General features: G+C 67.5%; 30 protein-coding genes. 23 read left to right on the top strand and 7 right to left on the bottom strand.

The window, feature by feature from the left end; all coding sequences use genetic code 11:
- Positions 1 to 8 precede the first annotated feature (8 nt).
- On the bottom strand, positions 9 to 851 hold the full coding sequence (locus PCQ86_RS16655; protein ID WP_270174249.1) for an AAA family ATPase: 843 nt from the start codon (positions 849 to 851) through the stop codon (positions 9 to 11).
- Between the two features lie 108 nt (positions 852 to 959).
- Between PCQ86_RS16655 and PCQ86_RS16650 the strand changes: the two genes are divergently transcribed.
- Together PCQ86_RS16650 and PCQ86_RS16645 are read left to right on the top strand one after the other, a co-directional pair.
- Positions 960 to 1,619, top strand: a complete 660-nt coding sequence (locus tag PCQ86_RS16650; RefSeq protein ID WP_011806652.1) for a c-type cytochrome — start codon at positions 960 to 962, stop codon at positions 1,617 to 1,619.
- A 460-nt stretch (positions 1,620 to 2,079) separates the two neighbouring features.
- Positions 2,080 to 2,982 carry a universal stress protein gene (locus PCQ86_RS16645; protein ID WP_270174248.1) on the top strand — a complete coding sequence of 301 codons (903 nt, stop codon included), beginning with the start codon at positions 2,080 to 2,082 and terminating at the stop codon, positions 2,980 to 2,982.
- Here the strand turns inward: PCQ86_RS16645 and PCQ86_RS16640 are convergent.
- Positions 2,943 to 3,377: a DUF1841 family protein gene (locus PCQ86_RS16640; protein WP_135149822.1), complete on the bottom strand. Its 435-nt coding sequence runs from the start codon at positions 3,375 to 3,377 to the stop codon at positions 2,943 to 2,945. The two genes, PCQ86_RS16645 and PCQ86_RS16640, sit on opposite strands and share 40 nt — an antisense overlap.
- A 151-nt stretch (positions 3,378 to 3,528) precedes the next feature.
- Here PCQ86_RS16640 and PCQ86_RS16635 point away from each other — a divergent pair, with 151 nt between their 5' ends.
- Positions 3,529 to 3,750: a hypothetical protein gene (locus PCQ86_RS16635; RefSeq protein WP_015914177.1), complete on the top strand. Its 222-nt coding sequence runs from the start codon at positions 3,529 to 3,531 to the stop codon at positions 3,748 to 3,750.
- 66 nt (positions 3,751 to 3,816) lie between these two features.
- Here the strand turns inward: PCQ86_RS16635 and PCQ86_RS16630 are convergent, their stop codons facing one another.
- Positions 3,817 to 4,620 (bottom strand): IclR family transcriptional regulator domain-containing protein, encoded by an 804-nt coding sequence (locus PCQ86_RS16630; RefSeq protein WP_270174247.1) that lies wholly within the window; start codon positions 4,618 to 4,620, stop codon positions 3,817 to 3,819.
- A gap of 118 nt (positions 4,621 to 4,738) precedes the next feature.
- Here PCQ86_RS16630 and PCQ86_RS16625 point away from each other — a divergent pair, with 118 nt between their 5' ends.
- The 5 genes from PCQ86_RS16625 (at position 4,739) to PCQ86_RS16605 (ending at position 9,311) form a co-directional block, all read left to right on the top strand.
- Positions 4,739 to 5,434, top strand: coding sequence for a 3-oxoacid CoA-transferase subunit A (locus PCQ86_RS16625; protein WP_015914175.1), 696 nt, complete (start codon positions 4,739 to 4,741; stop codon positions 5,432 to 5,434).
- 27 nt (positions 5,435 to 5,461) lie between these two features.
- On the top strand, positions 5,462 to 6,115 hold the full coding sequence (locus PCQ86_RS16620; protein WP_088888401.1) for a 3-oxoacid CoA-transferase subunit B: 654 nt from the start codon (positions 5,462 to 5,464) through the stop codon (positions 6,113 to 6,115).
- A 75-nt stretch (positions 6,116 to 6,190) separates the two neighbouring features.
- Positions 6,191 to 7,402 (top strand): 3-oxoadipyl-CoA thiolase, encoded by a 1,212-nt coding sequence (gene pcaF / locus PCQ86_RS16615; protein ID WP_015914173.1) that lies wholly within the window; start codon positions 6,191 to 6,193, stop codon positions 7,400 to 7,402.
- Positions 7,403 to 7,429: 27 nt separating this feature from the next.
- Positions 7,430 to 8,230 carry a 3-oxoadipate enol-lactonase gene (gene pcaD, locus PCQ86_RS16610; RefSeq protein WP_270174246.1) on the top strand — a complete coding sequence of 267 codons (801 nt, stop codon included), beginning with the start codon at positions 7,430 to 7,432 and terminating at the stop codon, positions 8,228 to 8,230.
- A gap of 88 nt (positions 8,231 to 8,318) precedes the next feature.
- A complete protein-coding gene (locus PCQ86_RS16605) occupies positions 8,319 to 9,311 on the top strand; it encodes a Bug family tripartite tricarboxylate transporter substrate binding protein (protein ID WP_270174245.1) in 993 nt (330 codons plus the stop codon).
- Positions 9,312 to 9,433: 122 nt separating this feature from the next.
- On the opposite strand, the gene kefC is transcribed toward PCQ86_RS16605, so the two are convergent.
- Positions 9,434 to 11,305 (bottom strand): glutathione-regulated potassium-efflux system protein KefC, encoded by a 1,872-nt coding sequence (gene kefC / locus PCQ86_RS16600; RefSeq protein ID WP_270174244.1) that lies wholly within the window; start codon positions 11,303 to 11,305, stop codon positions 9,434 to 9,436.
- Positions 11,306 to 11,590: 285 nt separating this feature from the next.
- On the opposite strand from kefC, the gene PCQ86_RS16595 reads away from it, so the two are divergent.
- The 3 genes from PCQ86_RS16595 (at position 11,591) to PCQ86_RS16585 (ending at position 13,544) form a co-directional block, all read left to right on the top strand.
- Entirely contained in the window at positions 11,591 to 12,229 is a 639-nt protein-coding gene (locus PCQ86_RS16595; RefSeq protein ID WP_270174243.1) for a LysE family transporter, read from the top strand.
- Positions 12,230 to 12,376: 147 nt separating this feature from the next.
- On the top strand, positions 12,377 to 12,997 hold the full coding sequence (locus PCQ86_RS16590; RefSeq protein WP_103737138.1) for a ParA family protein: 621 nt from the start codon (positions 12,377 to 12,379) through the stop codon (positions 12,995 to 12,997).
- Between the two features lie 82 nt (positions 12,998 to 13,079).
- Positions 13,080 to 13,544, top strand: a complete 465-nt coding sequence (locus PCQ86_RS16585; RefSeq protein WP_270174242.1) for a MaoC family dehydratase — start codon at positions 13,080 to 13,082, stop codon at positions 13,542 to 13,544.
- A 31-nt stretch (positions 13,545 to 13,575) separates the two neighbouring features.
- On the opposite strand, the gene PCQ86_RS16580 is transcribed toward PCQ86_RS16585, so the two are convergent.
- Both PCQ86_RS16580 and PCQ86_RS16575 read right to left on the bottom strand, forming a co-directional pair.
- Positions 13,576 to 14,064 carry a tRNA (cytidine(34)-2'-O)-methyltransferase gene (locus tag PCQ86_RS16580; protein ID WP_088888407.1) on the bottom strand — a complete coding sequence of 163 codons (489 nt, stop codon included), beginning with the start codon at positions 14,062 to 14,064 and terminating at the stop codon, positions 13,576 to 13,578.
- A gap of 89 nt (positions 14,065 to 14,153) precedes the next feature.
- Positions 14,154 to 14,882: a ComF family protein gene (locus tag PCQ86_RS16575; protein WP_047349750.1), complete on the bottom strand. Its 729-nt coding sequence runs from the start codon at positions 14,880 to 14,882 to the stop codon at positions 14,154 to 14,156.
- A 35-nt stretch (positions 14,883 to 14,917) separates the two neighbouring features.
- On the opposite strand from PCQ86_RS16575, the gene PCQ86_RS16570 reads away from it, so the two are divergent.
- The 7 genes from PCQ86_RS16570 (at position 14,918) to PCQ86_RS16540 (ending at position 20,996) form a co-directional block, all read left to right on the top strand.
- On the top strand, positions 14,918 to 15,826 hold the full coding sequence (locus PCQ86_RS16570) for a class I SAM-dependent methyltransferase (RefSeq protein WP_270174241.1): 909 nt from the start codon (positions 14,918 to 14,920) through the stop codon (positions 15,824 to 15,826).
- Between the two features lie 423 nt (positions 15,827 to 16,249).
- Positions 16,250 to 17,419 carry a cytochrome c oxidase subunit II gene (gene coxB, locus PCQ86_RS16565; RefSeq protein WP_172208374.1) on the top strand — a complete coding sequence of 390 codons (1,170 nt, stop codon included), beginning with the start codon at positions 16,250 to 16,252 and terminating at the stop codon, positions 17,417 to 17,419.
- 32 nt (positions 17,420 to 17,451) lie between these two features.
- Positions 17,452 to 19,086 (top strand): cytochrome c oxidase subunit I, encoded by a 1,635-nt coding sequence (ctaD, locus tag PCQ86_RS16560; protein WP_015914164.1) that lies wholly within the window; start codon positions 17,452 to 17,454, stop codon positions 19,084 to 19,086.
- A gap of 17 nt (positions 19,087 to 19,103) precedes the next feature.
- Positions 19,104 to 19,214 (top strand): cytochrome oxidase small assembly protein, encoded by a 111-nt coding sequence (locus PCQ86_RS16555; protein WP_270174240.1) that lies wholly within the window; start codon positions 19,104 to 19,106, stop codon positions 19,212 to 19,214.
- 15 nt (positions 19,215 to 19,229) lie between these two features.
- Entirely contained in the window at positions 19,230 to 19,850 is a 621-nt protein-coding gene (locus PCQ86_RS16550) for a cytochrome c oxidase assembly protein (protein WP_088888409.1), read from the top strand.
- Positions 19,847 to 20,056, top strand: coding sequence for a DUF2970 domain-containing protein (locus PCQ86_RS16545; RefSeq protein WP_220637918.1), 210 nt, complete (start codon positions 19,847 to 19,849; stop codon positions 20,054 to 20,056). Before PCQ86_RS16550 ends, PCQ86_RS16545 begins: the two co-directional genes overlap by 4 nt.
- Before the next feature lie 58 nt (positions 20,057 to 20,114).
- Positions 20,115 to 20,996, top strand: coding sequence for a cytochrome c oxidase subunit 3 (locus PCQ86_RS16540; RefSeq protein WP_270174239.1), 882 nt, complete (start codon positions 20,115 to 20,117; stop codon positions 20,994 to 20,996).
- 177 nt (positions 20,997 to 21,173) lie between these two features.
- On the opposite strand, the gene PCQ86_RS16535 is transcribed toward PCQ86_RS16540, so the two are convergent.
- Positions 21,174 to 21,398: a twin transmembrane helix small protein gene (locus PCQ86_RS16535; protein ID WP_015914161.1), complete on the bottom strand. Its 225-nt coding sequence runs from the start codon at positions 21,396 to 21,398 to the stop codon at positions 21,174 to 21,176.
- A gap of 15 nt (positions 21,399 to 21,413) precedes the next feature.
- Between PCQ86_RS16535 and PCQ86_RS16530 the strand changes: the two genes are divergently transcribed.
- Genes PCQ86_RS16530 through PCQ86_RS16510 form a run of 5 tightly spaced genes read left to right on the top strand, consistent with a single transcriptional unit; the run spans position 21,414 to position 25,615 of the window.
- Complete coding sequence (locus PCQ86_RS16530; RefSeq protein WP_011806628.1) at positions 21,414 to 22,190, top strand: SURF1 family protein; 777 nt, start codon at positions 21,414 to 21,416, stop codon at positions 22,188 to 22,190.
- Positions 22,132 to 22,881 carry a hypothetical protein gene (locus tag PCQ86_RS16525; RefSeq protein WP_011806627.1) on the top strand — a complete coding sequence of 250 codons (750 nt, stop codon included), beginning with the start codon at positions 22,132 to 22,134 and terminating at the stop codon, positions 22,879 to 22,881. The genes PCQ86_RS16530 and PCQ86_RS16525 overlap by 59 nt, the downstream gene beginning before the upstream one ends.
- On the top strand, positions 22,878 to 24,077 hold the full coding sequence (locus PCQ86_RS16520; RefSeq protein WP_270174238.1) for a COX15/CtaA family protein: 1,200 nt from the start codon (positions 22,878 to 22,880) through the stop codon (positions 24,075 to 24,077). Before PCQ86_RS16525 ends, PCQ86_RS16520 begins: the two co-directional genes overlap by 4 nt.
- Entirely contained in the window at positions 24,074 to 24,994 is a 921-nt protein-coding gene (cyoE, locus tag PCQ86_RS16515) for a heme o synthase (RefSeq protein WP_011806625.1), read from the top strand. Before PCQ86_RS16520 ends, cyoE begins: the two co-directional genes overlap by 4 nt.
- Before the next feature lie 57 nt (positions 24,995 to 25,051).
- A complete protein-coding gene (locus PCQ86_RS16510) occupies positions 25,052 to 25,615 on the top strand; it encodes an SCO family protein (RefSeq protein WP_015914157.1) in 564 nt (187 codons plus the stop codon).
- Positions 25,616 to 25,714: the final 99 nt, after the last annotated feature.

Genomic DNA, 25,714 nt, shown 5'->3' with positions numbered 1-25,714 from the left:
GCTCCGGCTCAGCGGTTGCGCTGGTTCATGAAGACCAGCTTCTCGAACAGGCTCACGTCCTGCTCGTTCTTGAGCAGCGCGCCCACCAGCGGCGGCACGGCCACCTTGTTGTCGGCGCTTTGCAGGGCTTCGAGAGGGATCTCCTCGGCCACCAGCAGCTTGAGCCAGTCGATGAGCTCACTGGTCGAGGGCTTCTTCTTCAGGCCGGGCAGGTTGCGCACGTCGTAGAAGGTCTTCATCGCCACGGTGAGCAGTTCGCTCTTGAGCGTGGGGAAGTGCACGTCGACGATCTTCTTCATCGTCTCGGCCTCGGGGAACTTGATGTAGTGGAAGAAGCAGCGGCGCAGGAAAGCGTCGGGCAGCTCCTTCTCGTTGTTGGAGGTGATGAACACCAGCGGGCGGTGCTTGGCCCGGATCATCTCGCGCGTTTCGTAGCAGTAGAACTCCATGCGGTCGAGTTCGCGCAGCAGGTCGTTGGGGAATTCGATGTCGGCCTTGTCGATCTCGTCGATCAGCAGGGCCACCGGCTTGTCGGCCGTGAAGGCCTGCCACAGCACGCCCTTGACGATGTAGTTGTGGATGTCCTTGACCCGCTCTTCGCCCAGTTGCGAGTCGCGCAGGCGGCTCACCGCGTCATATTCGTACAGGCCCTGCTGCGCCTTGGTGGTGGACTTGATGTGCCACTGCAGGAGCGGCATGTCCAGCGCCTGGGCCACTTCCTCGGCCAGCATGGTCTTGCCCGTGCCGGGCTCGCCCTTGACCAGCAGCGGGCGCTGGAGTGTGATGGCTGCATTCACCGCGAGCATCAGGTCCTGGGTGGCAACGTAATTCTGGGATCCTTGGAATTTCATGGGCCTGGGAATAGGGAAATCGTTGATGAAAGGGCTTGACAAGCGCTGGCTATAATCGTCCACGAACTAGAACGCGGAGACAACCAATCGCCTGATTGTGCGCGCAAAATGAAGAAGACACTGACCACGATATTCGGCCTGTCTGTCGCTTGTGCGACCGGTTTTCTCCATGCCGAGGAGATCAAGGGAGATGCCAAGGCTGGGGCGCAAAAGATCGCCATGTGCATCGGGTGCCACGGCATCCCGGGCTACCAGGCCAGCTTCCCCGAAGTGCACAAGGTGCCGATGATTTCCGGCCAGGGTGCCAAGTACATCGCCTCCGCACTCGACGCCTACAAGAAGGGCGATCGCAAGCATCCCACCATGCGCGGCATCGCCGATTCGCTGTCCGAGCAGGACATCGCCGATGTGTCGGCCTACTATGCCGAGCACGGCACGAGCGCCGGGGCACCCGCTAAGCCCTCGCGCGAACCCAATGCCCAGGTGGCGCAGCTGCTGCAAAAGGGCGCTTGCGTGTCCTGCCACGGCGAGAACTTCGCCAAGCCCATCGACCCGTCCTATCCCAAGATCGCGGGCCAGCATGCGGACTACCTGTTCGTGGCGCTCAAGTCGTACAAGACCGACAAGGGCGCGTACGTGGGCCGCAGCAACGGCGTGATGGCCGGCATCGCCAAGCAGTTTTCCAACGCCGAGCTGAAGGCGCTGGCGGGTTACCTGGGTTCGCTTGATGGAGACCTGCAGGTCGTTCCGCAGCCGCGCTTTCGCTGACCGTGGCACGCACCCGAAGAAGCCCGCCAACGCGGGTTTTTTTACGCCCGGGTGAGGCACGCGGGCCGGGTTCCCTTATCTGGCACGCCCAGGTGCGGAATGGTTGCCCCGGAGGGAGGGACTTCCTACAATCGGCACTATGCGTTTCCTGGTTTCCACCCCGTGCGTCCGTATCGCGCGGCTTGCATCTGCAGCCGTCGTGATGGCGCGCGCCATGCGCAGGATGGGTGTTCTGAAACCAGCTTCGCCGGCCGCAGATCACTAGGCCCGGCGGTTCTCCACTCCTTTCATCCAAGCGTCACGCGTACCGCCGGGCAGCCAGCTCCGGTGCGCGGGGGCCTGCTTGCCGCGCGCGCCGCCGTGCGGCACCCCGGATGCGCACCTTCTTCCCGCCGATGACGCGCCGCTGACGGTCGCTTTGTGCGCCGTTGTTCCCGCTTGTTGACCAGGAGTTTTGACCATGCGCCTTCAGACCATTGTGGCCCTCACCGATTTCTCGACCGCGGCGGAGCATGCGCTTGACCGTGCCGCGCTGTTGGCTGCCGAGCACAAGGCGCGCCTGCATCTTCTGTTTGGTGCGGAGCAGCCGGACCCGAAGTTCGTCGACCCGCAGGCGCGGTTGGAGCAGCGCGCGCGCCAACTGGCGCGCCGCCACGACCTGCCGGTCAAGGCCCTGGCGTACCGCGGCGCCGGCGTGGTGGATGAGGTCTTGCGCGCGGCCGAGGGCGCCGACCTGCTGGTGCTGGACAAGCGCGCGCACCAGGGCGTGGAGCAGTTGTGGCGCGGTGGCACGTTGAGCCAGATCCTGCGGCGCAGTCCGTGCCCCGTGCTGGTGGTGCAGCGTGCGGCGCGCGAGGCTTATGCGCATGTGCTGCTGGCCGTGGATTTTTCGCCGGCGGCCGATGCCATGGTGCGCTACGCGAGCGGGCTGGACACTGCCGCTGCGGTGGAGCTGTTCCATTCCGTGGACCTGCGCGATGAGGCCAAGCTGCGCAGTGCCGAGGCATCGGCCCAGGCCGTGCGCGCGTGGCGCGCGCAAATGCAGCGGCATGCGCACGACCGGCTGGTGCGGCTGTCCGATGCCTTCGAGGCGCGGCGCAATCGTGTGGGAATGACCGTCGGCATGGGCGATGTGGCGCGGCAGGTGGCCGTGCAGCAGGAGCGCTCGGGCGCGGAGCTGGTGGCGCTGATGCACCGGCGCCGGGGATGGATGCTGGATCTGCTGCTGGGCGGCGTAGCCCAGCGGCTGCTGGGGGGCGTGGGCTGCGACGTGCTGGTGTACCCGCACGACTACGCGGGCGCCGCACCGCGCGGCACCACGGCTCAGCCCCGCGTGGCGCGCCGCTGGACGCAGGCGATATAGGCGTTGCCGTCGGGTGCCCGACCCGCGCGCTGGGCCTCCCACAGCATGGTGCCCAGGCACTCCATGGCGGCGTGGTGCGCGTCGTGCAACGATCCCAGGCGCGCGGCCAGCAGCTCCACGGCCTGGCGGATGCCGCGCGGCTGGTCGATGCTGCACTGCTCGCTGATCGAGAGGTGCATCGACAGGTGCAGGAAGGGGTTGGTGCGGTCCGGCGTCTCGTCGTAGTTGCGCGCCAGGGCGGTGTCCACATCGGCCAGCTCGGGCTGGTACTCGGGGTGCTCCGCGATCCACAGGCCGGCCAGCGTCTCGATGGCCTCCATGGGCTGGCCGGCCTGCTGCTTGGCATGCGTGGCGCAGAAGAAGCGGCGTACGTCGGCTTGGGTGGGATTGAACATGGATTCCAGAGTAGCATGCAACGTGGCGGGTCTGCCGCGGGATGTCGCGGTGGCCTCCTACGCCGGCGGGGTTACGCCCAGCTCTACAGTAGCGGCGGGCGCCGCAGGCGGCTGCCGACCCTACGACCAACATAAAAAAGAGGTGGACACCATGACGGGCATGCGCATTCTGGGCGTGATCTTGCTGATTCTGGGCCTGGCCGGGTTCTTCACCGGGGGCTTCAGCTTCACCAAGGAAACCACGCAGGCCCGCATTGGGCCGCTGGAGCTGTCGGTGAAGGAAAAGGAATCCGTCAATGTGCCTCAATGGCTCAGCATTGGCGCGATCGCCGTGGGCGCCCTGGTGCTGGTACTCAGCATGCGCAAGCCCTGACGCAGGTTCCATGGCCGCGCACGGTTTGCGCCGTGCGCGCGGGCGTTGGCCCAGGTCCTACGTGCGTCAGGGCCGGCGCGTGCCCAGCATGCGCGAGATGGTCTGGGCCGTGGCCAGCAGTTCGGGCAGCAACTGCTCGCGCAGCATTTCGGTGCTGGTGCGATTGGCCTGGCCGCTGATGTTCAGGGCCGCCACCACCTGGCCCGCCCGGTTCTTGAGTGGCGCTGCCACCGAAATCAAACCCTCTTCCAGTTCCTGATCCACCAGGCACCAGCCCTGGGCGCGTGCCTGGGCGATGCGCGCGAGCAGCGTCGCATCGTCCAGCACCGTGTGGCGCGTGAACTGCTGGCGCGGCAGCGCGGCCAGTCGGGCGCGCAGTTCCTGCTCGGGCAGTTCGGCCAGCAGCACGCGGCCCAGCGATGTCCAGAACGCCGGCAGGCGTGAGCCCACGGCCAGGTTGGTGCTCATGATCTTGTGGGTGTGTACGCGCAGCACATAGACGATGTCCAGCACGTCCAGCACGGCGGCGGAGCAGGACTCGTGCACGCGGTCGGTGAGGGCCTCCATCAGTGGCTCGGCCAGGTCCCAGATGGGCATGGAACTGAGGTAGGCAAAGCCCAGGTCCAGGATGCGCGGCGTGAGGCGGAACAGCCGGCCATCGCTCTCCAGATACCCGAGCGTCTGCAGCGTTAGCAAGATGCGGCGCGCGCCCGCGCGCGTCAGGCCGGTGCGTGCCGCGACTTCGCTCAGGGTCTGCTGCGGCGCCGCCGCGCTGAAGGAGCGGATCACCTCCAGCCCGCGTGCAAACGACTGCACGTAGCTATCCCCCGGCTTGTGGGTATTACTTACGGAAAGGGGGGTGTCATCCATGGCAGTTCGTCCTAAAATTCATTATACGAACATTTGTTCTATATACGAACAAAGTGACACGATCACGATAGCCAGCCGGCCCGGGCCGGCTCCTTTTCCCTCACTGGACCAGCAACACATGATCAACAAGATTGCGGATTCCGTTGCCGAGGCGCTCGCGGGCGTGCAGGACGGCGCCACCGTACTGATTGGCGGCTTTGGCACTTCGGGCAACCCCATTGAACTGATCAACGGCCTGATCGCCCAAGGCGCGCGCGACCTCACCGTGGTCAACAACAACGCCGGCAACGGCGATGCCGGCCTGGCCGCGCTGCTCAAGAGCGGGCAGGTGCGCAAGATCATCTGCAGCTTCCCGCGCCAGGTGGACAGCTATGTGTTCGACGAGCTGTACCGCAGCGGCAAGATCGAACTGGAACTGGTGCCCCAGGGCAACCTGGCCGAGCGCATGCGCGCCGCGGGCGCCGGCATCGGCGCCTTCTTCTGCCCCACGGCCTATGGCACGCAGCTGGCCGAAGGCAAGGAAACCCGCGAGATCAACGGCAAGCACTACGTGCTGGAGTACCCCATCTACGGCGATGTGGCCTTGGTCAAGGCCGAGAAGGGCGACCGCTGGGGCAACCTGACCTACCGCATGTCGGCGCGCAACTTCGGCCCCGTGTGCGCCATGGCGGCCAAGTACACCGTGGCGACCGTGCACGAACTGGTGGAGCTGGGCGAGATGGACCCCGAGGCCGTGGTCACCCCCGGCATCTACGTGAGCAAGGTCGTCCAGGTGCCGCGCGTGGCCACCCAGGCCGGTGGATTCAAGAAGTAAAGCCCGTTCAGCCCAAGGAGATACAGCGTGAGCAGCTATCAAAAACGAACCAAGGACGAACTGGCCGCACGAGTGGCACAGGACATCTTCGACGGTGCCTATGTGAACCTGGGCATCGGACAGCCGACCCTGGTGGCCAACCACATCCCCGCAGGCCGCGAGGTGGTGCTGCATTCCGAGAACGGCATCCTGGGCATGGGCCCCGCGCCCGCCAAGGGCCAGGAGGACTATGACCTGACCAACGCCGGCAAGCAGCCCGTGACGCTGCTGCCCGGTGGCTGCTACTTCCACCATGCCGACAGCTTCGCGATGATGCGCGGCGGCCACCTGGACATCTGCGTGCTGGGCGCCTTCCAGGTGTCGGCCACGGGCGACCTGGCCAACTGGAGCACCGGCGAGCCCGGCGCCATTCCCGCCGTGGGCGGCGCCATGGACCTGGCCGTGGGCGCCAAGTCCACCTGGGTGATGATGGACCTGGTTAGCAAGACCGGCGAATGCAAGGTGGTCCAGGCCTGCAGCTACCCCCTGACGGGCCTGGCCTGCGTCAAGCGCATCTACACCGACCTGTGCACGCTGGAATGCACGCCCCAGGGCCTGCGCCTGATCGACACCGTGCCCGGCCTCTCGCACGAGGAACTGGAGCGCATCGTCGGCCTGCCGATCCAGCCCGCACAGCAATAAGTACCAAAACGGCCTCCAGCGCTTGATGGACAAGCGCTGGCAGCTCACTTTTTTGATATTCCCCTCGGAGACACCATGAGCAACGCCCGCCAAGCCTTCATCTGCGACGCGATCCGCACCCCCTTCGGCCGCTACGGCGGCGCCCTCTCCAGCGTGCGCACCGACGACCTGGGCGCGTTGCCCATCAAGGCGCTGATGGAGCGCAACCCTGGCGTGGACTGGGCAGCGGTGGATGACGTGCTGTATGGCAACGCCAACCAGGCCGGCGAGGACAACCGCAACGTGGCGCGCATGTCCAGCCTGCTGGCCGGCCTGCCCATCGACGTGCCCGGCGCCACCATCAACCGCCTGTGCGGCTCGGGCCTGGACGCCGTGGGCTCCGCCGCGCGCGCCATCAAGTCGGGCGAGGCGCGCTTGATGATCGCTGGCGGCGTCGAGTCCATGAGCCGCGCGCCCTTCGTGATGCCCAAGGCGGAAAGCGCCTTCAGCCGCAGCAACGCGGTGTACGACACCACCATCGGCTGGCGCTTCATCAACAAGCTGATGAAGGCTCAGTACGGCGTGGACTCCATGCCCGAGACGGCCGAGAACGTGGCCGACGATTTCAAGATCGAGCGCGAGGCCCAGGACCGCATGGCCCTGGCCAGCCAACAGAAGGCGGCCGCCGCGATGGCCGCCGGCTACCTGGCCAAGGAAATCGTCAACGTCGTCATTCCCCAGAAGAAGGGCGACGCCGTCGTGGTCAGCCAGGACGAGCATCCCCGCGCCACCACGCTGGAGGCGCTGGCCAAGCTCAAGGGCGTGGTGCGCGAGGGCGGCACCGTCACGGCCGGCAACGCCAGCGGCGTGAACGACGGCGCCTGCGCGCTGCTGCTGGCCGACGAAGCGGCCGCCCAGCAATACAACCTGGTGCCCCGCGCCCGCGTGGTGGGCATGGCCGTGGCCGGCGTGGCGCCGCGCATCATGGGCTTTGGCCCCGCGCCCGCCGTGCGCAAGGTGCTGGCCCAGACCGGCCTGACGCTGGACCAGATGGACGTGATCGAGCTGAACGAAGCCTTCGCCGCACAGGGCCTGGCCGTGCTGCGCGACCTGGGTGTTGCCGATGACGACAAGCGCGTCAACCAGTGGGGCGGCGCCATCGCCCTGGGCCACCCGCTGGGGGCCTCGGGCGCGCGCCTGGCCACCACCGCCGTGAACCAGCTGCACACGCTGGGCGGCCGCTACGCGCTGTGCACCATGTGCATCGGCGTGGGCCAGGGCATCGCCGTGGTGCTGGAGCGCGTGTAAGCGCGCGGCGTGACCCGAGGAGCGAGCATGAACAAGCAAGAACGCTGGGTGGACGTGCAAGGCGGGCGCCTGCGCGTGTGCGTGCAAGGCCCCGAGGGCGCCCCGGCCCTGGTGTTTTCCAACTCCCTGGGCACCACGCTGGAGATGTGGGACGCGCAGGCCGCGCGCTTCGCCCAGGACTTCCGCGTGGTGCGCTACGACACGCGCGGCCACGGCGCGAGCGTGGTGACACCCGGCCCCTACACCTTCGAACTGCTGGGCGGCGACGTGGTCGCGGTGCTGGATGCGCTGCGGATCGAGCGTGCGCACTTCTGCGGCATCTCCATGGGCGGCTTCACGGGCCTGTGGCTGGGCGTGCACCAGCCCCAGCGCCTGCTGAGCCTGGCCGTGTGCAACAGCGCCGCCAAGATCGGCACGGCCGAAGGCTGGCAGGCCCGCGCCGCGCTGGTGCGCGAAAAGGGCCGTGACGCCATGGCGGAGCTGGCCGCATCGTCACCCGCGCGCTGGTTCACCCCAGCCTTCTGCGCGGCCGAGCCGGACGTGGTGCTGCGCGCGCAGAGCTGGATTGCCGGCATCGCCCCCGAGGGCTATGCCGCCTGCTGCGAAGCCCTGGCGCTGGCCGACCTGCGCTCACAGGTCGGTGGCATCGACCTGCCCACGCTGATCGTGGCCGGCAGCGCCGACCCCGTGACCACCGTGGCCGACGGCCGCTTCATGCAGGCGGCCATTGCCGGTGCGCGGCTGGCCGAGGTGCCGGCTTCGCACCTGTCCAACCTGGAAGCGCCGCAGGCCTTTGACGAGGCCCTGGCGCAGTTCCTGCGCGGCTGAGACCGCAGGTAGCGATGCAGTGCGGCTTGCTGCGCTGCCCACGCCGCTCCCTTCCATTCATCCAATCCTAGAGAAAGAGGAAACAAGCATGACCAACCTTCATCACACCACCCGCCGCACGCTGCTGGCCTCCCTGGCCGTGGCCGCCGCCGGCGCGCTGCCCCTGGGCGCCCTGGCGCAGAACTTCCCCACCAAGCCCATCACCATCATCGTGCCGTTCTCGGCCGGCGGCACCACCGACATCCTGGCGCGCATCGTGGGCCAGGGCCTCACCACCGAGCTGGGCCAGTCCGTCGTGGTGGACAACAAGCCCGGCGCGGGCGGCAACATTGGCGGATCGCTGGCCGCCAAGGCCGCAGCCGACGGCTACACCCTGTTCATGGGCACGGTGGGCACGCACGCCATCAACCAGTCGCTGTACAAGAAGATGCCCTTCGACCCGGTGAAGGACTTTGCACCGCTGTCGCGCGTGGCCACGGTGCCCAACCTGCTGGTGGCCCACCCCAGCCAGCCGTTCAAGACCGTGAAGGAAATGATCGCCTACGCCAAGGCCAACCCCGGCAAGATCACCTTTGGCTCGCCCGGCAGCGGCGCGTCGCCCCACGTGTCGGGCGAGCTCTTCAAGAGCATGACCGGCACCGACCTGCTGCACATCCCCTACAAGGGCAGCGCCCCCGCCATGACCGACCTGCTGGGCGGCCAGACCTCCGTCATGTTCGACAACATGCCCTCGGCCATCCAGCACGTGCGCTCGGGCAAGCTGCGCCCCATCGCCGTGACCACCGCCAAGCGCTCGCCCGAGCTGCCTGACGTGCCGACCATCGCCGAAGCCGGCGTGCCCGGCTACGAGGCAACCTCCTGGTTCGGCATGTTTGCCCCGGCCGGCACGCCCAAGCCGGTGCTGGACAAGCTGCACGCCGCGCTGATCAAGGTGCTGAACCAGGCCGACGTGAAGAAGAAGATCGCGGAGCAGGGCGGTGACGTGGTGGCCGAGACACCCGAGCAGTTCGCCGCCTTCATCAAGGCCGAAAGCGTGAAGTGGGGCAAGGTGGTGAAGGAGTCCGGCGCGACGGCCGACTGACCCTTCGCTGAGCGGTGCAGCCGCTTACCCCTCCCTCACACGGCGTGTGGAGGGGTAGCGGTAATCTGCTATTGATACGAGAGCTTGTAGCGCTTGATAGGCGGGCGCTACAGGCTCTTTTGTTATGGAGCCTTGGGTGCCTGGGGCACATCGGGCGGCAGGCCGGCGCCAGCCTCCGCCGCGGCCAGGCGTTCCTGGCGCTCCTTGGCCATCTGCTCCACCAGCTGGGCGCGGCCCTGCTTGGCGACGGCGATCATGGCCTCGCGGTCGTTGTGGTGCTCGTACATGCGGTTGGACAGCGCCATGTTGTGCGCGCGGAAGCGCTCGGCCAAGGTGTCGGCCTCCTGCGCCGACAGGCCGTTGAGCTCCAGCACGGTGCGTGCGGTGCGCAGGCTGGACTCGAACACCTCGCGCTCCACATGCTCCACGCCCAGATCGCGCAGCGCGTGCCAGTGCGTCACGTCGCGCGCGCGCGCCACGATCTGCAACTGGGGAAAGTGCTTCTTCGCCAGTTGCACGATCTTGAGCGACTGCTCCGGCGCATCCACCGCCACCACCAGGATGCGCGCATGCTCGGCGCCGGCCATGCGCAGCAGGTTCACGCGCGTGGCGTCGCCATAGAACACACGGTAGCCAAAGGTGTGGGCCACCTCCAGCATCTCCACGCTATGGTCCAGCACCGTGGCGGGCACGCCTTGCGCCAGCATCATGCGCGCCACGATCTGCCCATAGCGCCCGAAGCCGGCAATGATCACCGGGGCCGACTGCGGCTCGGAGATCTCCTGCGCCTGCGGGGCGGTCTTCAGCGTGGCAAAGCGCTTGAGCAGCACCCGGTCCAGCAGCACCAGCAGCAGCGGGCTGATCAGCATGGACAAGGCTACCGCGCCGATCAGCAGCGACGCCATCTCGGCCGGAATCGCGCGAAAGCCCGCGCCGGCCTGGAACACCACGAAGGCGAACTCGCCGCCCTGCGCCAGCAGCAGCGTGAACACCGGCCGCTCCTGGTAGGGCATGGCGGTCACGCGCGCCAGCGTCCAGATCACCAGTGCCTTGATGCCCAGGAAGCCCAGCAGCAGCGCCAGCATGCCCCAGGGCGTGCGCAGGATCACGCCGAAGTCGATGCTCATACCCACGGCGATGAAGAACAGGCCGAGCAGCAGGCCCTTGAAGGGCTCGATGTCGGTCTCCAGCTCGCGGCGGAACTCGCTGTCGGCCAGCAGCACGCCGGCAAGGAACGCGCCCAGCGCCATCGACAGGCCCACCGACAGCATCAGCATGGCGATGCCCACCACCAGGAACAGCGAGGTGGCGGTGAAGATCTCGGGCGTCTTGCTCTTGGCGATCCAGCGCAGCAGCGGGCGCAGCGCGAGCCGCCCGCCGAGCACGATGGCGCCCACCACGCCCAGGATCTTGGCCGCCTCCAGCAGCAGCTCCTGCACTTCGTGCGGATGGTCCAGCTCGGCCGCGCGCGCGGCCACGCCCAGCAGCGGCAGCAGCGCCAGGATGGGGATCGCCGCCACGTCCTGGAACAGCAGGATCGAGAAGGCCTTCTGCCCGCTGTCCGTGCGCATCAGGTTGCGCTCGTGGATCACCTGCAGCGCGATGGCGGTGGACGACAGCGCCAGCCCGAGCGCGCCCACCAGCCCCACGCGCCACGGCAGCCCGAAGGCCCAGGCCGCGGCCCACAGCAGTGCGGCGCAGCCCACCATCTGGGCCGTGCCCAGGCCGAAGATGGGGCGGCGCAGGCTCCACAGGCGGCTGGGCTGCAGCTCCAGCCCCACCAGAAACAGCATCAGCACCACGCCGAACTCCGCGAAATGCAGGATGTCCTGCACATTGCTCACCAGCGCCAGGCCCCAGGGGCCGATGGCGATGCCCGCGGCCAGGTAGCCGATGATGGCGCCCAGCCCCAGCGCGCGGGCGATGGGGACGGCGATCACGGCCGCGGCGAGATAGGTGAATCCGTAGGTGAGCCAGACGGGGGCTTGGGCCATGGTGTGTAGGAAGAGGGCGCGAAAAGTGATGCGGGGAGTGCGTGCGCCGCACTCGGGCGCGGGCAGAAATTGTGCACCCGGCCCGCGGGCGGCGCAGGCGCGGGGGGCCGCCGGGCGGGCAGGGTGCTGTAGATGCTCTGGTTTTGATAGCTGTTAGCGCTGGATGGAAAAGCGCTAGGCCGCATTTTCATGCCGGACGCCCGAGGACCGCCGCGCAGCGTGCCGGCTGCGTCGGCCGATAGAATCGCCGCATTCCTTCCCCCTCATTTCCCAACGGACCACGACATGGACTGGCATACCTGGATGGCTTTTTTTGCGGCGTCGTGGGTGATCGCCATCTCGCCGGGCTCGGGCGCCGTGCTGTCCATGAGCCACGGGCTGTCCTACGGCGTGCGCAAGGCGGGCGCCACGATCCTGGGGCTGGAGCTGGGCCTGTTGCTGATCCTGGTGGTGGCCGGCGCGGGCGTGGGCTCGCTGCTGGTGGCGTCGGAACTGGCCTTCAGCATCGTCAAGGTGCTGGGTGCGTGCTACCTGATCTACCTGGGCTTCATGCAGTGGCGCGCGGGCGCCGCCGGCACGCTGCAGGGCGACCTGCAGGCGCAGCCCGCGAGCTGGCACCGCCGCGTGCTCACCGGCCTGCTGACCAATGCCACCAACCCCAAGGGCATCATCTTCATGGTGGCCGTGCTGCCGCAGTTCATGACCGACACGCGCCCGCTGTGGAGCCAGCTGCTGGTGATGGCCGTCACCATGCTCTCGGTGGACCTGATCGTGATGAACGGCTACGCCGCCAGCGCCAGCGCGCTGCGCACGCTGATGCGCAGCGGCCGCGCCATGCGCACGCAGAACCGCGTGTTTGGCGGCCTGCTGATGCTGGTGGGCGCAGGGCTGTTTTTCGTCAAGCGCGGCACGCAGCACGGATAGCCGGTGGTTAGCTATTTTTATGATAGCTATTGGCGCTTGATGGACGGGCGCTAAGGCCTGTTTTTGCTTATGTGGAGCCAGCGGCCGTGACCGCCGGCACTACGATGCGGGCTGGCCCCGCGCGGGTACGGAACACAGGAGGCAGGCATGACCGTGGTCGCAGTTGCAAATCCCAAGGGCGGCGTGGGCAAGTCCACGCTGGCCACCAACATCGCCGGCTACTACGCCAGCCGCGGGCATGCGGTGGTGCTGGGCGATGTGGACCGCCAGCAGTCCGCGCGGCTGTGGCTGCAGCAACGCCCGGCCGCGGCGCGCCCCATCGGCGCGTGGGACGTGGAGCCCGATCGCTTCGACAAGCCGCCCAAGCACGCCACCCACGCCGTGCTCGACACGCCCGCGGGCCTGCACGGCTGGCGGTTGAAGGACATGCTCAAGCTGGCCGACCGTGTCATCGTGCCGCTGCAGCCCAGCGTGTTCGACATCTTCGCCACGCGCCAGTTTCTGGACGAGCTGGCCGCGCACCGTCGCAGCGCGGGCGTGCCGATCGGCATCGTGGGCATGCGCGTGGACGCGCGCACCATCGCGGCGGACAAGCTGCATGCCTTCGTGGACAGCCTGGGCCTGCCGGTGCTGGGCTACCTGCGCGACACGCAGAACTACATCCACCTGGCGGCGCACGGCCTGTCGCTGTTCGATCTGTCGCCCGGCCGCGTGGCGCGCGACCTGGAGCAGTGGCAGGGCATCTGCGCCTGGCTGGACGGCGCCTGACGCGCGCGCTGGCCGAGTTCCAGCGCCTGGGCTGTCGCGGTGCCGACAGGCGCCCGCGCGCGCAGGCCGCTACAGTGGCCGCATGAAAACCTTCCGCAGCTATTCCGAAGTGGCCTCCTGCGTCGGGCAGGAAGTGGCCGTCACCGACTGGGTGGAAGTCACCCAGGCGCAGATCGACCGGTTTGCCGACGCCACGGGCGACCACCAGTGGCTCCATGTGGACCCGCAGCGCGCAGCGCAGGGGCCGTTCGGCACCACCATCGCGCACGGCTTTCTGACACTGTCGCTGCTGCCGCGCTTCATGGAGGCATCGTTTGCCATCACCGGCGCGCGCATGGGCGTGAACTACGGACTCAACCGGGTGCGCTTCCCCGCTCCCGTGCCCGTGGGCAGCCGGCTGCGCGCGCACATGGTGCTGGCAGCGGCCGAGCCCGTCGCGCCCGACGGCATGCAGATGACCTGGGAGGTGACCCTGGAGCGCGAGGGTGGCGACAAGCCCGTGTGCGTGGCAGAGGCGCTGGTGCGCAGCTACGGCGCACCCGCCTGAAGGGCCTGCGCCGGGGGCCTGCCGGTCCGGTTCAGGCAGGCTGGGTCTGCGTGGGCGGAGTGAGAAAGCTGTTTTGCCGCCACGCCTCGTAGACCGTCACGGCCACGGCGTTGGACAGATTCAGGCTGCGCTGGTTGGGCAGCATCGGCAGGCGCAGGCGCTGCGCGGGCGGGAACGTCTCGCGCAGTTCCGGCGGCAGGCCGCGCGATTCGGCACCGAACACGAACCAGTCGCCCGGCAGGAAGCCCGTGTCGTACACCGACTGCGTGCCATGGGTGGTCAGCGCGAACATGCGCGACAGGTCGGGCTGCATGTCGCGCAGCAGGGCCGTCCAGCCCGGGTGGCGGCGCACCTCTGCGTACTCGTGGTAGTCCAGCCCCGCGCGGCGCATGAGAGGGTCTTCCATGGAGAAGCCCAGCGGTTCCACCAGATGCAGCATGCAGCCGGTATTGGCAGCCAGGCGGATCACGTTGCCAGTGTTGGGCGGAATCTCAGGCTCGACGAGGACGATGTGAAACATGGTGGCTATTGTCGGCGGCCGCGGGTGGCGGGCTGACGGATGAGGCGGCAGATGGTGATGAATCGTATACCGGCGGCCATGCCCGCGCGTCACGGCGTGCGGGCCAGCACCAGCGCGCAGACCTGCAGCGCACCCGCATCGCGCAGGGGCGCTGCGGCCGCATGCAGCGTGGCGCCGGTGGTCATCACGTCGTCCACCAGCAGCACCCGCTTGCCGGCCAGTTGCGCGGCCCGCAGCGGGTCGGGCACGAAGGCGCCGCGCAGGTTGCGCAGCCGTTCGGCACGCGCCAGGTGGCTCTGCGCCTCGGTATCGCGCACGCGCAGCAGCATCCGCGCGTGCACCTGTGGGTGGCCCAGCGCGCGCGCCAGCAGCAGGGCCTGGTTGTAGCCGCGCTGGCGCAATCGCTCGGGTGACAGCGGCACGGGCAACACCAGGTCGGCCTGGGCCAGCGCTGCCTGCGCGCCTGGGGCACGCGCCATCAGTTGCGCCAGGGCGCCGGCCCAGCCGGGCTCCGCATGGAACTTGAACTGGGCCAGCAGGTCGGCCCAAGGAAAGGCGTAGCTCACTGCGGCCACGCAGGCATCCAGCGGCGGTGGGTGGCGCAGGCAGTCGCCGCACTGCGCGACGCCGTGGGGCAGCAACCGCGCGCAGGTGGCGCAGCGCGGGAGCGGCGGAGCAAACTGCATGCGGCAGGCGTCGCACACGGGGCGCGCGGGCCAGGCATGGCAGACCGCGCAGCGGCTGGGCACTGCCGCGCCCATGCGGGCCAGGCCGCGCGATATCCCTGCCAGGTGCGTGGCCAGATGCGTGAATAGCATGGGCTCAATATACTCGCGGCCATTTGCGGCCCGCCATGTCCGAACACCTTCCGCCCACCATCGACCCGGTTGCCGCTGCACGCTGGCATGCCATGGTGCCCGAGGTCTCGCCCTGGTTGCACGAAGAGGTGGCGCAGCGCATGCAGGAGCGGCTGCAGTGGATCGTGCAGGCGCCGCAGGCCTGGTGCGACTGGGATCCGCTGCGCGGCGGCGTGCAGGGCCATGGCCTGGTGGGCCAGCATTTCGAACAAGCCGCCAGCCATATCACCGAGACTTCATCGCCCGCGGGGGAGGCGCTGGCGCGCGTGCGCTTCGCAAAGCCCTGGTGGAGCCCCGCGCGCTGGTCCGCTGCGGCGCCGCGCTTCGGGGTGCCGCCCGAGGGCAGCGTCCAGATGCTGTGGTCCAACATGGCCCTGCACATGGCGGCGGACCCGCAGGCGCTGATCACCCAGTGGCATCGGGCACTGGCGGTGGACGGTTATCTGATGTTCTCGTGCCTGGGCCCTGACACGCTGCGCGAGCTGCACGCGCTGTATGCCGAGCTGGGCTGGCCCGCCGCCGGCCACGCCATGACCGACATGCACGACTGGGGCGACATGCTGGTGCATGCGGGGTTTGCCGAGCCTGTCATGGACATGGAACGCATCACGCTCACCTTTGCCACGCCCGAGCGGCTGCTGCAGGAGCTGCGCGGCCTGGGGCGCAACCTGCATCCGCAGCGCTTTCCCGCGTTGCGCGGGCGCCAGTGGCGCCAGCGACTGGAAGAGGCGCTGGCCCAGCGGCTGGCCGACCCTCGCCACGAGGGGCAGCTTGCATTGACCTTCGAGGTCGTCTACGGCCATGCCTTCAAGCCCGCGCCCCGCGTGCGCGTGGAGGGCAGCAGCGCGGTGTCGCTGCAGGACATGCGCGCCATGCTCCACGCAGGACGCACGGTGCCGCGCTGAGGGGGCTGCGGCGCAATTTGCGCTGTCAATGACCTCAATCAATGCAGGCTACAATTCTTTAAGATTGCAGATTCGGAACTCTCTTGGCGCGCCTGCATCGGGTGGTCGCCCGCGGCCGGCGTCGCGTCTTCTGGGGTTCTGATGGCGCCGCGCGGCGCTCTCAGGCCTCCTTTCTGCGTCACTTCTTGGCAGTGTTCTCTCGGGACTAACGTGTATTGCAGCCATGTCCCGTGCTGGGCATGCTGAATGCGATCAAGAGAGTCCGTGTTGGATTGCGGAGACAACAGGCTGCCAGGAAAGCGGTCTGGACTGATTGGTGAAAGCGGGTGCACGGCATGCCCGCATGGCTTTGTGCGCCGCCTGACCCCACGCAGGTGCGCACCGAGGGATTGGTCAATTGGAGCTTAGAAGCAAGTGAGAACTATGAAGAGCATTTCCAACAAGCTGGCTTCTGGGCTGCTGATGGCCGGAGCATGGGTGGGCACGGCGGCCCATGCGGTTCAGAGCCTGCCCGGCGGCCCGGCGGTGAACCAGCTGAACTTGCACCCCCCCGTGACCAAGATCGCCGAGGAGCAGCACTTCCTGCATTGGATGATGCTCATCATCTGCACGGTGATCTTCGTCGGCGTGTTCTCGGTGATGTTCTATTCGATCTGGAAGCACCGCAAGTCGCGCGGCGCCCAGGCCGCCAATTTCCACGAGTCCGTCACCGTCGAGGTGGTTTGGACGGTGATCCCCTTCATCATCGTGGTCCTCATGGCCCTGCCGGCCACCAAGGTGTTGGTGGCGCAAAAGGACACGACCAATGCCGACCTCACGGTGAAGGTGACCGGCTACCAGTGGATGTGGGGCTACGACTATCTGTCGGGCGAGGGCGAGGGCCTGTCTTTCATCTCCACGCTGGACAGCAGCCATCGCCGGATGTCCGACAGCGGCAACGTGGCCAATGCACCAGCCGACTACCTGCTGAAGGTGGACGCACCCCTGGTGGTGCCGGTGGGCAAGAAGGTGCGCGTGATCACCACGGCCAACGACGTGATCCACGCCTTCATGGTGCCGGCATTCGGCATCAAGCAGGACGCGATCCCCGGCTTCGTGCGCGACACCTGGTTCCGCGCGGAAAAGGTGGGTGACTACTACGGCCAGTGCGCCGAGTTGTGCGGCAAGGAGCACGCCTACATGCCGATCCACGTCAAGGTAGTGTCCGCACAGGAATACACGCAGTGGGTGGATGGCGAGAAGAAGAAGGCCGCCGCCAAGCTGGACGATCCCAGCAAGGTCTGGACGCTGGACGCGCTGCTGCCGCGCGGCGAGAAGGTCTACGCCGCCAACTGCGCCGCCTGTCACCAGGCCAACGGCAAGGGGGCCGGCCCCATCAAGCCGCTGGACGGTTCGGCCATCGTCACCGACGCCGACCACGCCAAGCAGATCCAGGTGGTGCTCAAGGGCGCTGCCAACGGCGCCATGCCCGCCTGGGCGCAACTCAGCGACACCGATCTGGCCGCCGTGGTGACCTACACCAAGAACGCCTGGTCCAACAAGACGGGTCAGCTGGTGCAGCCGTCTGAAATCGTGGCCCAGCGAGGCAAGTGAACCGCAACGCCCAACGCATTGAGGAATCGAACATGAGCGCAGTTCTGGACAATCACGGGCACGCCGGCGGCCACGCACACGACCACGGTGACCACCACCACGGCCCCACCGGCTGGCGCCGTTGGGTGTTTGCCACCAACCACAAGGACATCGGGACGCTGTACCTGCTGTTCTCGTTCACCATGCTGATGATCGGCGGCGTGCTCGCGCTGCTGATCCGTGCCGAGCTGTTCCAGCCCGGGCTGCAGGTGGTGAACCCCGAGCTGTTCAACCAACTCACCACCATGCACGGGCTGATCATGGTGTTCGGCGCCATCATGCCGGCCTTCGTGGGTTTCGCGAACTGGATGATCCCGCTGCAGATCGGCGCGTCCGACATGGCGTTCGCGCGCATGAACAACTTCAGCTTCTGGCTGATGATCCCCGCGGCCATCATGCTGGTGTCGTCGTTCTTCATGCCCGGTGGCGCGCCTGCCGCGGGTTGGACGCTGTATGCGCCGCTGACCCTGCAGATGGGGCCGTCCATGGACGTGGGTATCTTTGCCATGCACATCCTGGGCGCCAGTTCCATCATGGGGTCGATCAACATCATCGTGACCATCCTGAACATGCGCGCGCCGGGCATGACGCTCATGAAGATGCCCATGTTCGCCTGGACCTGGCTGATCACGGCCTACCTGCTGATCGCCGTGATGCCCGTGCTGGCCGGCGCGATCACCATGACGCTGACCGACCGCCACTTCGGCACCAGCTTCTTCAATCCGGCCGGCGGCGGCGATCCGGTGATGTACCAGCACATCTTCTGGTTCTTCGGCCACCCCGAGGTGTACATCATGATCCTGCCGGCCTTCGGCATCATCAGCCAGGTCGTTCCCGCCTTTAGCCGCAAGAAGCTGTTCGGCTACGCCTCCATGGTGTACGCCACCTCGTCCATCGCGATCCTGTCGTTCATCGTGTGGGCGCACCACATGTTCACCACGGGCATGCCAGTCACGGGCCAGCTGTTCTTCATGTACGCCACGATGCTGATCTCCGTGCCCACCGCCGTGAAGATCTTCAACTGGACGGCGACCATGTGGCGCGGCTCCATGACCTTCGAAACGCCCATGCTCTGGGCCGTGGGCTTCATCTTCGTGTTCACCATCGGCGGCTTCACGGGCCTGATCCTGGCCATGGCGCCGATCGATATCCAGCTGCAGGATACCTACTACGTGGTGGCCCACTTCCACTACGTGCTGGTGGCCGGTTCGTTGTTCGCCATGTTCTCGGCCTACTACTACTGGAGCCCCAAGTGGACGGGCATCATGTACTCGGAGACGCGCGGCAAGATCCACTTCTGGGGCTCGCTGATCACCTTCAACATCACCTTCTTCCCCATGCACTTTCTGGGGTTGGCGGGCATGCCGCGCCGCTATGCCGACTACCCCATGCAGTTTGCCGACTTCAACGCGCTGGCGTCCGTCGGGGCGCTGGGCTTTGGACTGATGCAGGTGTACTTCTTCCTGTTCGTCGTGCTGCCGGCCATGCGCGGGCGGGGCGTGAAGGCGCCGCAAAAGCCCTGGGAAGCCGCTGAAGGCCTCGAATGGGAAGTGCCGTCGCCCGCGCCGTTCCACACCTTTGAAGTGCCGCCCAAGCTGGACGCTACGGCCACGCGGGTGATCGGCTGACATTGCGGGAGATCGCCATGACCACGCCGGAGCAAAAAAAATCCAACCTGCGCATGGCGCTGATCCTGGCGTCGGTGGCGGCGGTGTTCTTCATCGGCTTCATAGTGAAGATCGCCTGGCTGCATTGACGAAAGGGCGGGACCATGGGTGCGCGTAGCGAGAACCTGAAGATGGTGGGCAAGCTGGCCGTGGTGACGGTCGGCATGTTCGCCTTCGGCTACGTGCTGATCCCGATCTACAAGCACATTTGCGAGATGACGGGCATCAACATCTTGTCGCTGTCGGAGCGGCAGGTGCCCGGCAATGGCACGGCCGGCCGCAACGCCCAGGTGCCCGCCAACAGCCAGGTGGACAAGACCCGCCTCATCACTGTGGAGTTCGATGCGAACGCGCGTGGTCCGTGGCAGTTCCGGCCCGCGCAGCGCTCCGTGCAGGTGCACCCGGGCGAGCTGGCCACGGTGATGTACGAGTTCCAGAACGTGCAGGACCGCCGCATGGCCGCGCAGGCCATCCCCAGCTATGCGCCGCGCCAGGCGGCCGCCCACTTCACCAAGCTGGAGTGCTTCTGCTTCAACCAATACACCCTGGAGCCCGGCGAGAAGAAGGAATGGCCCGTGGCCTTCGTGATCGACCCGCGCCTGTCCAAGGACGTCACCACGATCACGCTGTCCTACACCTTCTTCGAAGTCGGCGGCAAGACGCCGGCCGCGCCCCAGTCCACGGCCGCCGCACTGCCGGCGACTTCCGCGGAGGCCGGTTCATGAGCCCCACGCCCCCGCGTCCGCCGCGCAAGGGATCGCTGTTGCGCACCCTGCGTGCCGTGGCATGGTCGCTGATCGGGTTGCGCAAGGGGGATCAGTACCAGCGCGACCAGGAGATGCTGCAGCCGCTGCACATCGTCTTCGTAGGATTGGTCGCTCTGTTTGTGCTGGTGCTGCTGCTGATCGGACTGGTGAACTGGATTGCTTGAGGCCTGCCGCCGCTGATAACAACGAGACAACCGAGAACTTTGAGAACGAGGAGCTGAAATGAGTGCATCTACCCACGGCACGACGCCTTACTACTACGTCCCCGCGGAGTCTCGCCACCCCGTGCTGGCGGCGGCGGGGTTGTTCTTTGTCCTCCTCGGCGCGAGCCAGTGGATCAACGGCCATGACTGGGGCAAGTATTCGCTGGCCTTCGGCCTGGCGTGGTGGCTGTTCGTGCTGTACCAGTGGTTCCGCGATGCTGCGCGCGAGAGCGAGGGCGGGCTGTATGGCCGCAAGATCGACATCTCGTACCGCTGGAGCATGAGCTGGTTCATCTTCTCGGAGGTGATGTTCTTCGGCGCCTTCTTCACCGCGCTGTGGTGGGCGCGTGCGCATTCCGTGCCGGCCCTGGGCAGCCTGGACAACGCTCTGCTGTGGCCCGACTTCAAGGCGGTCTGGCCCAGCCTGGCGGCCGGGGCGACCGCCTCTCCGGCCAACACCGTGGAGCCGTTCCAGACCGTGGGCCCATTCTGGCTGCCCACCATCAACACCGCGCTGCTGCTGACGTCGGGCGTCACGCTCACCATTGCCCACCACGCGCTGCGCGAAGGCCAGCGCGCCAAGACGATCGGCTTCATGTGGGTCACGGTGCTGCTGGGCTTCGTGTTCCTGTGCGTGCAGGGCTACGAGTACTTCCACCTCTACACCGACCTGAACCTCAAGCTCACCTCGGGCGTGTACGGCTCCATCTTCTTCATGCTCACGGGCTTCCACGGTTTCCACGTGTTCGTGGGCATGCTGATGCTGCTGTTCATCACGCTGCGCCTGCACAGCGGCCACTTCACGGCCGAGCGCCACTTCGGCTTCGAGGGCGCGGCCTGGTACTGGCACTTCGTGGACGTGGTCTGGCTGGGCCTGTACATCCTGGTGTATTGGATGTAATCCCGTCTCCGGATCGGGAAAAAGCGCCGCAAGGCGCTTTTTTTACGCGGAGGTGGTTGCTTCAAAAACAGGAGCTGCCTGCGCTTGATAGATAAGCACTTTGGATATAAATACTATTGAAAGCCCTGTGCACCAAGCGCAAGGCGCTCACTTTTTTGATGGCCATCGGCGTGCGCCTCAGCGCACTGCGGCGGGCAGCCCGGTTGGCTGGATGTACCCCAGCTTCCAGGCCAGCAGCAGGCACAGGAACAGCACGATGGACAGCCCCACGCGCAGCCCCAGCGCGCGGGCCATGCGCTTGCCCTGTTGCCGGTCGTCGCCCTTGCCGCGCATCATGAAAAACAGCGCCGAGCCCAAGCTTGCGATGATGGCGAGAAACGCCAATGCCACCAGAATCTTCATGAGGCCCATTATCCGGTGAACCCTGCCCGACAACCCTTCGGCCTGCGCTTCTGGCTGGTGACCCTCGCGGCGCTGGTCGCCATGGTGTTGACTGCGTCCCTGGGCCGCTGGCAACTGTCGCGTGCCGCGCAGAAGACCGCGCTGCAGGCGGCCATGGACGAACGCCAGTCCCGCGCACCGCTGCAGGGTGCCGAACTGGCACAGGCGCTGCAGTCGGCATCGCAGGAGGCCACCGCGCCGCTGCTGCACCGCCGCGCCGAGCTGCGCGGCCAGTGGCTGCCCGAGGCCACGGTGTTCCTGGAGAACCGCCAGATGTACGGGCGTCCGGGCTTTTTCGTGTTCACGCCCCTGCAACTGGCGGACAGCCCGCGCGTGGTGCTGGTACAGCGCGGCTGGGCGCCGCGCAACTTCCTGGAGCGCACGCGCCTGCCGGAGATCACCACCCCTGCCGGACCGGTGCAGTTGGAGGGGCGGCTCGCCGGACCGCCGGCGCGGTTGTATGAGTTCGCACCCACCGCCCAGGGCGAGGGGTCTTCGCGCATCCGGCAGAATCTGGACCTGGCCGCCTATGGGGCCGAGACCGGCCTGGCGCTGGCGCCCCTGACCGTCGTGCAGACCGGCGCCGCCAGCGACGGGCTGCAGCGCGACTGGGCGCCCATCGACAGCGGCGTCGACAAGCATTACGGCTACGCATTCCAATGGTTCGGGCTTTGCGGCCTGGTGGCAATCCTCTATGTCTGGTTCCAATTCGTCCGACGCTTCCTTCGCCCAGGCCGCCAGCGTGGTGCCTGAGACCGGCGGCCAGCAGCCGCTGGGCCTCACGGTGCACAGCCTGCCCCAGGCCGGCGATGCCATGGCGGCGCTGCAGCGCTCGCGCAGCGGCCGCTGGCAGATGCTGGGGCTGTTGCTGGTGTGCGCGGCGCCCGTGATCGCTTCGTACTTCACCTATTACGTGCTGCGTCCCGAGGGCCGGCGCAACTTTGGCGAGCTCATCGAACCCCAGCGCGCCTTGCCCGCGCAGGCCGCAGCCACCGCATTGGACGGCACGGCGCATACGCTGGGCGAGCTGCGTGGCCAGTGGCTGCTGGTGAGCGTGGCACCCGGCGCCTGCGACGACGGCTGCCGCAACAACCTGTACCTGCAGCGCCAGTTGCGCGAAACCATGGGCCGCGAGAAGGAGCGCATGGACTGGGTCTGGCTGGTGTCCGACGGCGCCGTGCCCCCGGCGGAGATCGCCCCCGGCCTGCAGGGCGCCACCGTGCGCCGCGTGGATGCCGCCACCTTGGCCACCTGGCTGCAACCCGCGCCCGGCCATACGCTGGAAGAACACCTGTACGTCGTAGACCCGCAGGGCCATTGGATGATGCGCTTTCCCGCGCGGCTGGACCGCGCTGGCGCGGCCAAGGCCAAGCGCGACCTGGACCGGCTGCTGCGCGCCTCAGCATCATGGGACCAGCCGGGCCGCTTGCAGGAGGCCCCGTGACGGACATGCAGCCGCTGTACGACCTGGCGCCGGCCCTGGAGCTGATGGCACTGGGCATCGTGATCGCCCTGGGCCCGCTGGCCTGGGTGTGGTGGCGCGGGCGGGGCGGCACACCGGTGCGGCGCTTGCAGGCGCTCACCGTGCTCACGCTGTTCCTCACCTTCGACCTGGTGCTGTTCGGCGCCTTCACGCGCCTGACGGACTCCGGCCTGGGCTGCCCCGACTGGCCGGGCTGCTACGGCAACGCCAGCCCGGTGGGCGCGCGTGCGGAGATCTCCGCCGCACAGGAAGCCATGCCCACCGGCCCCGTCACCCACGGCAAGGCCTGGGTGGAGATGATCCACCGTTACCTTGCCACCGGCGTGGGCGTGCTGATCATCGCGCTCACCGTGGGCGCGTGGCGCCAACGCCGCGCAGCCGCACAGTTGCCTCAGTTGGCAGGGGCGGCGCCCGCGCTGAGCCCCTGGTGGCCCACCGCCACGCTGGTGTGGGTGTGCCTGCAGGGCGCGTTTGGAGCGCTCACGGTGACCATGAAGCTGTTCCCGGCCATCGTCACGCTACACCTCATCGGCGGGCTGGTGCTGTTGGCGCTGCTGTGCGTGCAGGCCGTGCGCCAGACGCAGATGACGCAGGGCGTGGTGCCCGTGGCGCTGCCACGCGGCCTGCGCTGGCTGCTGGGCGTGACGGCGGCGCTGGTGGCGCTGCAGGTCGTGCTGGGCGGCTGGGTCAGCACCAATTACGCGGTGCTGGCCTGCACCACTTTCCCGCAGTGCCAGGGCAGCTGGTGGCCCGACATGGCGTTTGCCGAGGGCTTTCAGGTCTGGCGCGCGCTGGGCCTGCTGCAGGACGGCAGCCACATCAGCTTCGCCGGGCTCACGGCCATCCATTACGTGCACCGGCTCGCGGCCTACCTGGTGCTGGCGGCGCTGGTGGTGCTGGCCTGGCGCCTGCGCCGCGCGGGCGTGTTGCGCGACCCGGCGCGCTGGCTCGCAGGCCTGGCGCTGCTGCAGTTTGTCACCGGCCTGTCCAACGTGGTGCTGGACTGGCCGCTGGTGGCCGCCGTGCTGCACACGGGCGGCGCTGCCGCGTTGGTGGTGGTGCTGACCTGGGCGCTCACGGCCAGCCGCGCCACTGCCGGCGCCACGGCTTCGCAGCCGCGCGCCGGTGCCGATTCCGTCGAGAGAGTTTCCGCATGAGTGCCGCTCCTGCTCCCGCCCCCGCCGCCGCAGCGCCGCGCGCTCTGCCGTCGCGGCTGTCCCAGTTCTACGCGCTGACCAAGCCGCGTGTGGTGCAGCTCATCGTGTTCTGCGCCTTCATCGGCATGGTGCTGGCCGTGCCGGGCATGCCCAGCGGCGCGCAGTGGGCGTTGATGGCCGTGGCCAGCGCGGGCATCTGGCTCGTGGCTGGTGCGGCGGCGGCGTTCAACTGCATCGTGGAGCAGGGCATCGACGCCAAGATGAAGCGCACGGCCTGGCGCCCCACGGCCAAGGGCGAGCTGTCCAACACGCAGACGCTGCTGTTCTCGGCGCTGCTGTGCGCGGCGGGCTCGGCGCTGCTGTACTGGTGGGTCAACCCGCTGACCATGTGGCTGACGTTCGCCACGTTTGTCGGCTATGCGGTGATCTACACGGTGATCCTCAAGCCGCTCACGCCGCAGAACATCGTGATCGGCGGCGCCAGCGGCGCCATGCCGCCCGTGCTGGGCTGGGCCGCGATGACCGGCGAGGTGGGCCCCGAGGCACTGATCCTGTTCCTCATCATTTTCCTGTGGACGCCGCCGCACTTCTGGGCACTGGCGCTGTACCGCGTGGAGGACTATCGCAAGTCCGGCCTGCCCATGCTGCCCGTCACCCACGGCAACGAGTTCACGCGCCTGCAGGTGTTTCTCTATACCTTGATCCTGTTCGCAGGCTGCCTCATGCCTTTCGTGTACGGTATGAGTTCGTGGATCTACCTTGCAGCCGCCGTGGTGCTGAGCGCGGGCTTTTGCCTGTACGGCTTCCGGCTGTGGCGCGACTACTCCGACACGCTGGCGCGCAAGACCTTTCGTTTCTCGCTGATCCACCTGAGCCTGCTGTTCGCGGCGCTGCTGGTGGACCACTACCTCCTGTGAAGCAAGCTTATGGATAAACGTGATGCTCTGAAAAAAATAGCTGCTGGCGCTCTCTGGATGGGCGTTGCAGGCACTTTTGCCGCATGTTCTCCGAAGGCGCCCAAGTTCCAGGGGGTGGACCTCACGGGTGCCGAGTACGCGCGCGACCTGCAGTTGACCGACCACAACGGCCAGCCGCGCAGCCTCAAGGACTTCGCGGGCAAGGTGGTGGTGGTGTTCTTCGGCTACACGCAGTGCCCGGACGTTTGCCCCACGTCGATGTCCGAACTGGCCGACGTCAAGCGCGCCCTGGGCGCGGACGGCGACAAGCTGCAAGGCATCTTCGTCAGCGTGGACCCCGAGCGCGACACGCCCGAGGTACTCAAGGCCTACATGGCCAACTTCGATCCCAGCTTCCTCGCGCTGCGCGGCACGCCCGAGCAACTGGCCGCCGTGGCCAAGGACTTCAAGATCTACTACAAGCGCGTGGAGGGCCAGACCCCCACGAGCTACACCATGGACCATTCCGCCGGCAGCTATGTCTACGACCCCGCCGGCCGCCTGCGCGTGTACCACCGCTACGGCAGTGGGGCACAGAGCCTGGCGGCCGACGTACGCGCGCTGCTGGACGAAACGCGCTGATTCCACGCGCCCAGGGGCTGGCGTGTGGCAAAAACCACATTGCCCGTAGGGCCTGAATTGACGTGTGCGTCACCTTGGGTGGCGATAGGCGCCAGGAGA

This window comes from Diaphorobacter sp. ED-3 (assembly GCF_027625375.1).
Classification (GTDB): Bacteria; Pseudomonadota; Gammaproteobacteria; order Burkholderiales; family Burkholderiaceae_C; genus Diaphorobacter; species Diaphorobacter nitroreducens.
This window is presented reverse-complemented; position numbering and strand designations above follow the sequence as displayed.

Excerpts from the sequence above, each read along its gene's own strand:
- PCQ86_RS16655 (WP_270174249.1), bottom strand. The coding sequence starts at position 851 with ATGAAATTCCAAGGATCCCAGAATTACGTTGCCACCCAGGACCTGATG.
- PCQ86_RS16650 (WP_011806652.1), top strand. The coding sequence starts at position 960 with ATGAAGAAGACACTGACCACGATATTCGGCCTGTCTGTCGCTTGTGCG.
- PCQ86_RS16645 (WP_270174248.1), top strand. The coding sequence starts at position 2,080 with ATGCGCCTTCAGACCATTGTGGCCCTCACCGATTTCTCGACCGCGGCG.
- PCQ86_RS16640 (WP_135149822.1), bottom strand. The coding sequence starts at position 3,377 with ATGTTCAATCCCACCCAAGCCGACGTACGCCGCTTCTTCTGCGCCACG.
- PCQ86_RS16635 (WP_015914177.1), top strand. The coding sequence starts at position 3,529 with ATGACGGGCATGCGCATTCTGGGCGTGATCTTGCTGATTCTGGGCCTG.
- PCQ86_RS16630 (WP_270174247.1), bottom strand. The coding sequence starts at position 4,620 with ATGGATGACACCCCCCTTTCCGTAAGTAATACCCACAAGCCGGGGGAT.
- PCQ86_RS16625 (WP_015914175.1), top strand. The coding sequence starts at position 4,739 with ATGATCAACAAGATTGCGGATTCCGTTGCCGAGGCGCTCGCGGGCGTG.
- pcaF (WP_015914173.1), top strand. The coding sequence starts at position 6,191 with ATGAGCAACGCCCGCCAAGCCTTCATCTGCGACGCGATCCGCACCCCC.
- pcaD (WP_270174246.1), top strand. The coding sequence starts at position 7,430 with ATGAACAAGCAAGAACGCTGGGTGGACGTGCAAGGCGGGCGCCTGCGC.
- PCQ86_RS16605 (WP_270174245.1), top strand. The coding sequence starts at position 8,319 with ATGACCAACCTTCATCACACCACCCGCCGCACGCTGCTGGCCTCCCTG.
- kefC (WP_270174244.1), bottom strand. The coding sequence starts at position 11,305 with ATGGCCCAAGCCCCCGTCTGGCTCACCTACGGATTCACCTATCTCGCC.
- PCQ86_RS16595 (WP_270174243.1), top strand. The coding sequence starts at position 11,591 with ATGGACTGGCATACCTGGATGGCTTTTTTTGCGGCGTCGTGGGTGATC.
- PCQ86_RS16590 (WP_103737138.1), top strand. The coding sequence starts at position 12,377 with ATGACCGTGGTCGCAGTTGCAAATCCCAAGGGCGGCGTGGGCAAGTCC.
- PCQ86_RS16585 (WP_270174242.1), top strand. The coding sequence starts at position 13,080 with ATGAAAACCTTCCGCAGCTATTCCGAAGTGGCCTCCTGCGTCGGGCAG.
- PCQ86_RS16580 (WP_088888407.1), bottom strand. The coding sequence starts at position 14,064 with ATGTTTCACATCGTCCTCGTCGAGCCTGAGATTCCGCCCAACACTGGC.
- PCQ86_RS16575 (WP_047349750.1), bottom strand. The coding sequence starts at position 14,882 with ATGCTATTCACGCATCTGGCCACGCACCTGGCAGGGATATCGCGCGGC.
- PCQ86_RS16570 (WP_270174241.1), top strand. The coding sequence starts at position 14,918 with ATGTCCGAACACCTTCCGCCCACCATCGACCCGGTTGCCGCTGCACGC.
- coxB (WP_172208374.1), top strand. The coding sequence starts at position 16,250 with ATGAAGAGCATTTCCAACAAGCTGGCTTCTGGGCTGCTGATGGCCGGA.
- ctaD (WP_015914164.1), top strand. The coding sequence starts at position 17,452 with ATGAGCGCAGTTCTGGACAATCACGGGCACGCCGGCGGCCACGCACAC.
- PCQ86_RS16555 (WP_270174240.1), top strand. The coding sequence starts at position 19,104 with ATGACCACGCCGGAGCAAAAAAAATCCAACCTGCGCATGGCGCTGATC.
- PCQ86_RS16550 (WP_088888409.1), top strand. The coding sequence starts at position 19,230 with ATGGGTGCGCGTAGCGAGAACCTGAAGATGGTGGGCAAGCTGGCCGTG.
- PCQ86_RS16545 (WP_220637918.1), top strand. The coding sequence starts at position 19,847 with ATGAGCCCCACGCCCCCGCGTCCGCCGCGCAAGGGATCGCTGTTGCGC.
- PCQ86_RS16540 (WP_270174239.1), top strand. The coding sequence starts at position 20,115 with ATGAGTGCATCTACCCACGGCACGACGCCTTACTACTACGTCCCCGCG.
- PCQ86_RS16535 (WP_015914161.1), bottom strand. The coding sequence starts at position 21,398 with ATGAAGATTCTGGTGGCATTGGCGTTTCTCGCCATCATCGCAAGCTTG.
- PCQ86_RS16525 (WP_011806627.1), top strand. The coding sequence starts at position 22,132 with ATGTCTGGTTCCAATTCGTCCGACGCTTCCTTCGCCCAGGCCGCCAGC.
- cyoE (WP_011806625.1), top strand. The coding sequence starts at position 24,074 with ATGAGTGCCGCTCCTGCTCCCGCCCCCGCCGCCGCAGCGCCGCGCGCT.
- PCQ86_RS16510 (WP_015914157.1), top strand. The coding sequence starts at position 25,052 with ATGGGCGTTGCAGGCACTTTTGCCGCATGTTCTCCGAAGGCGCCCAAG.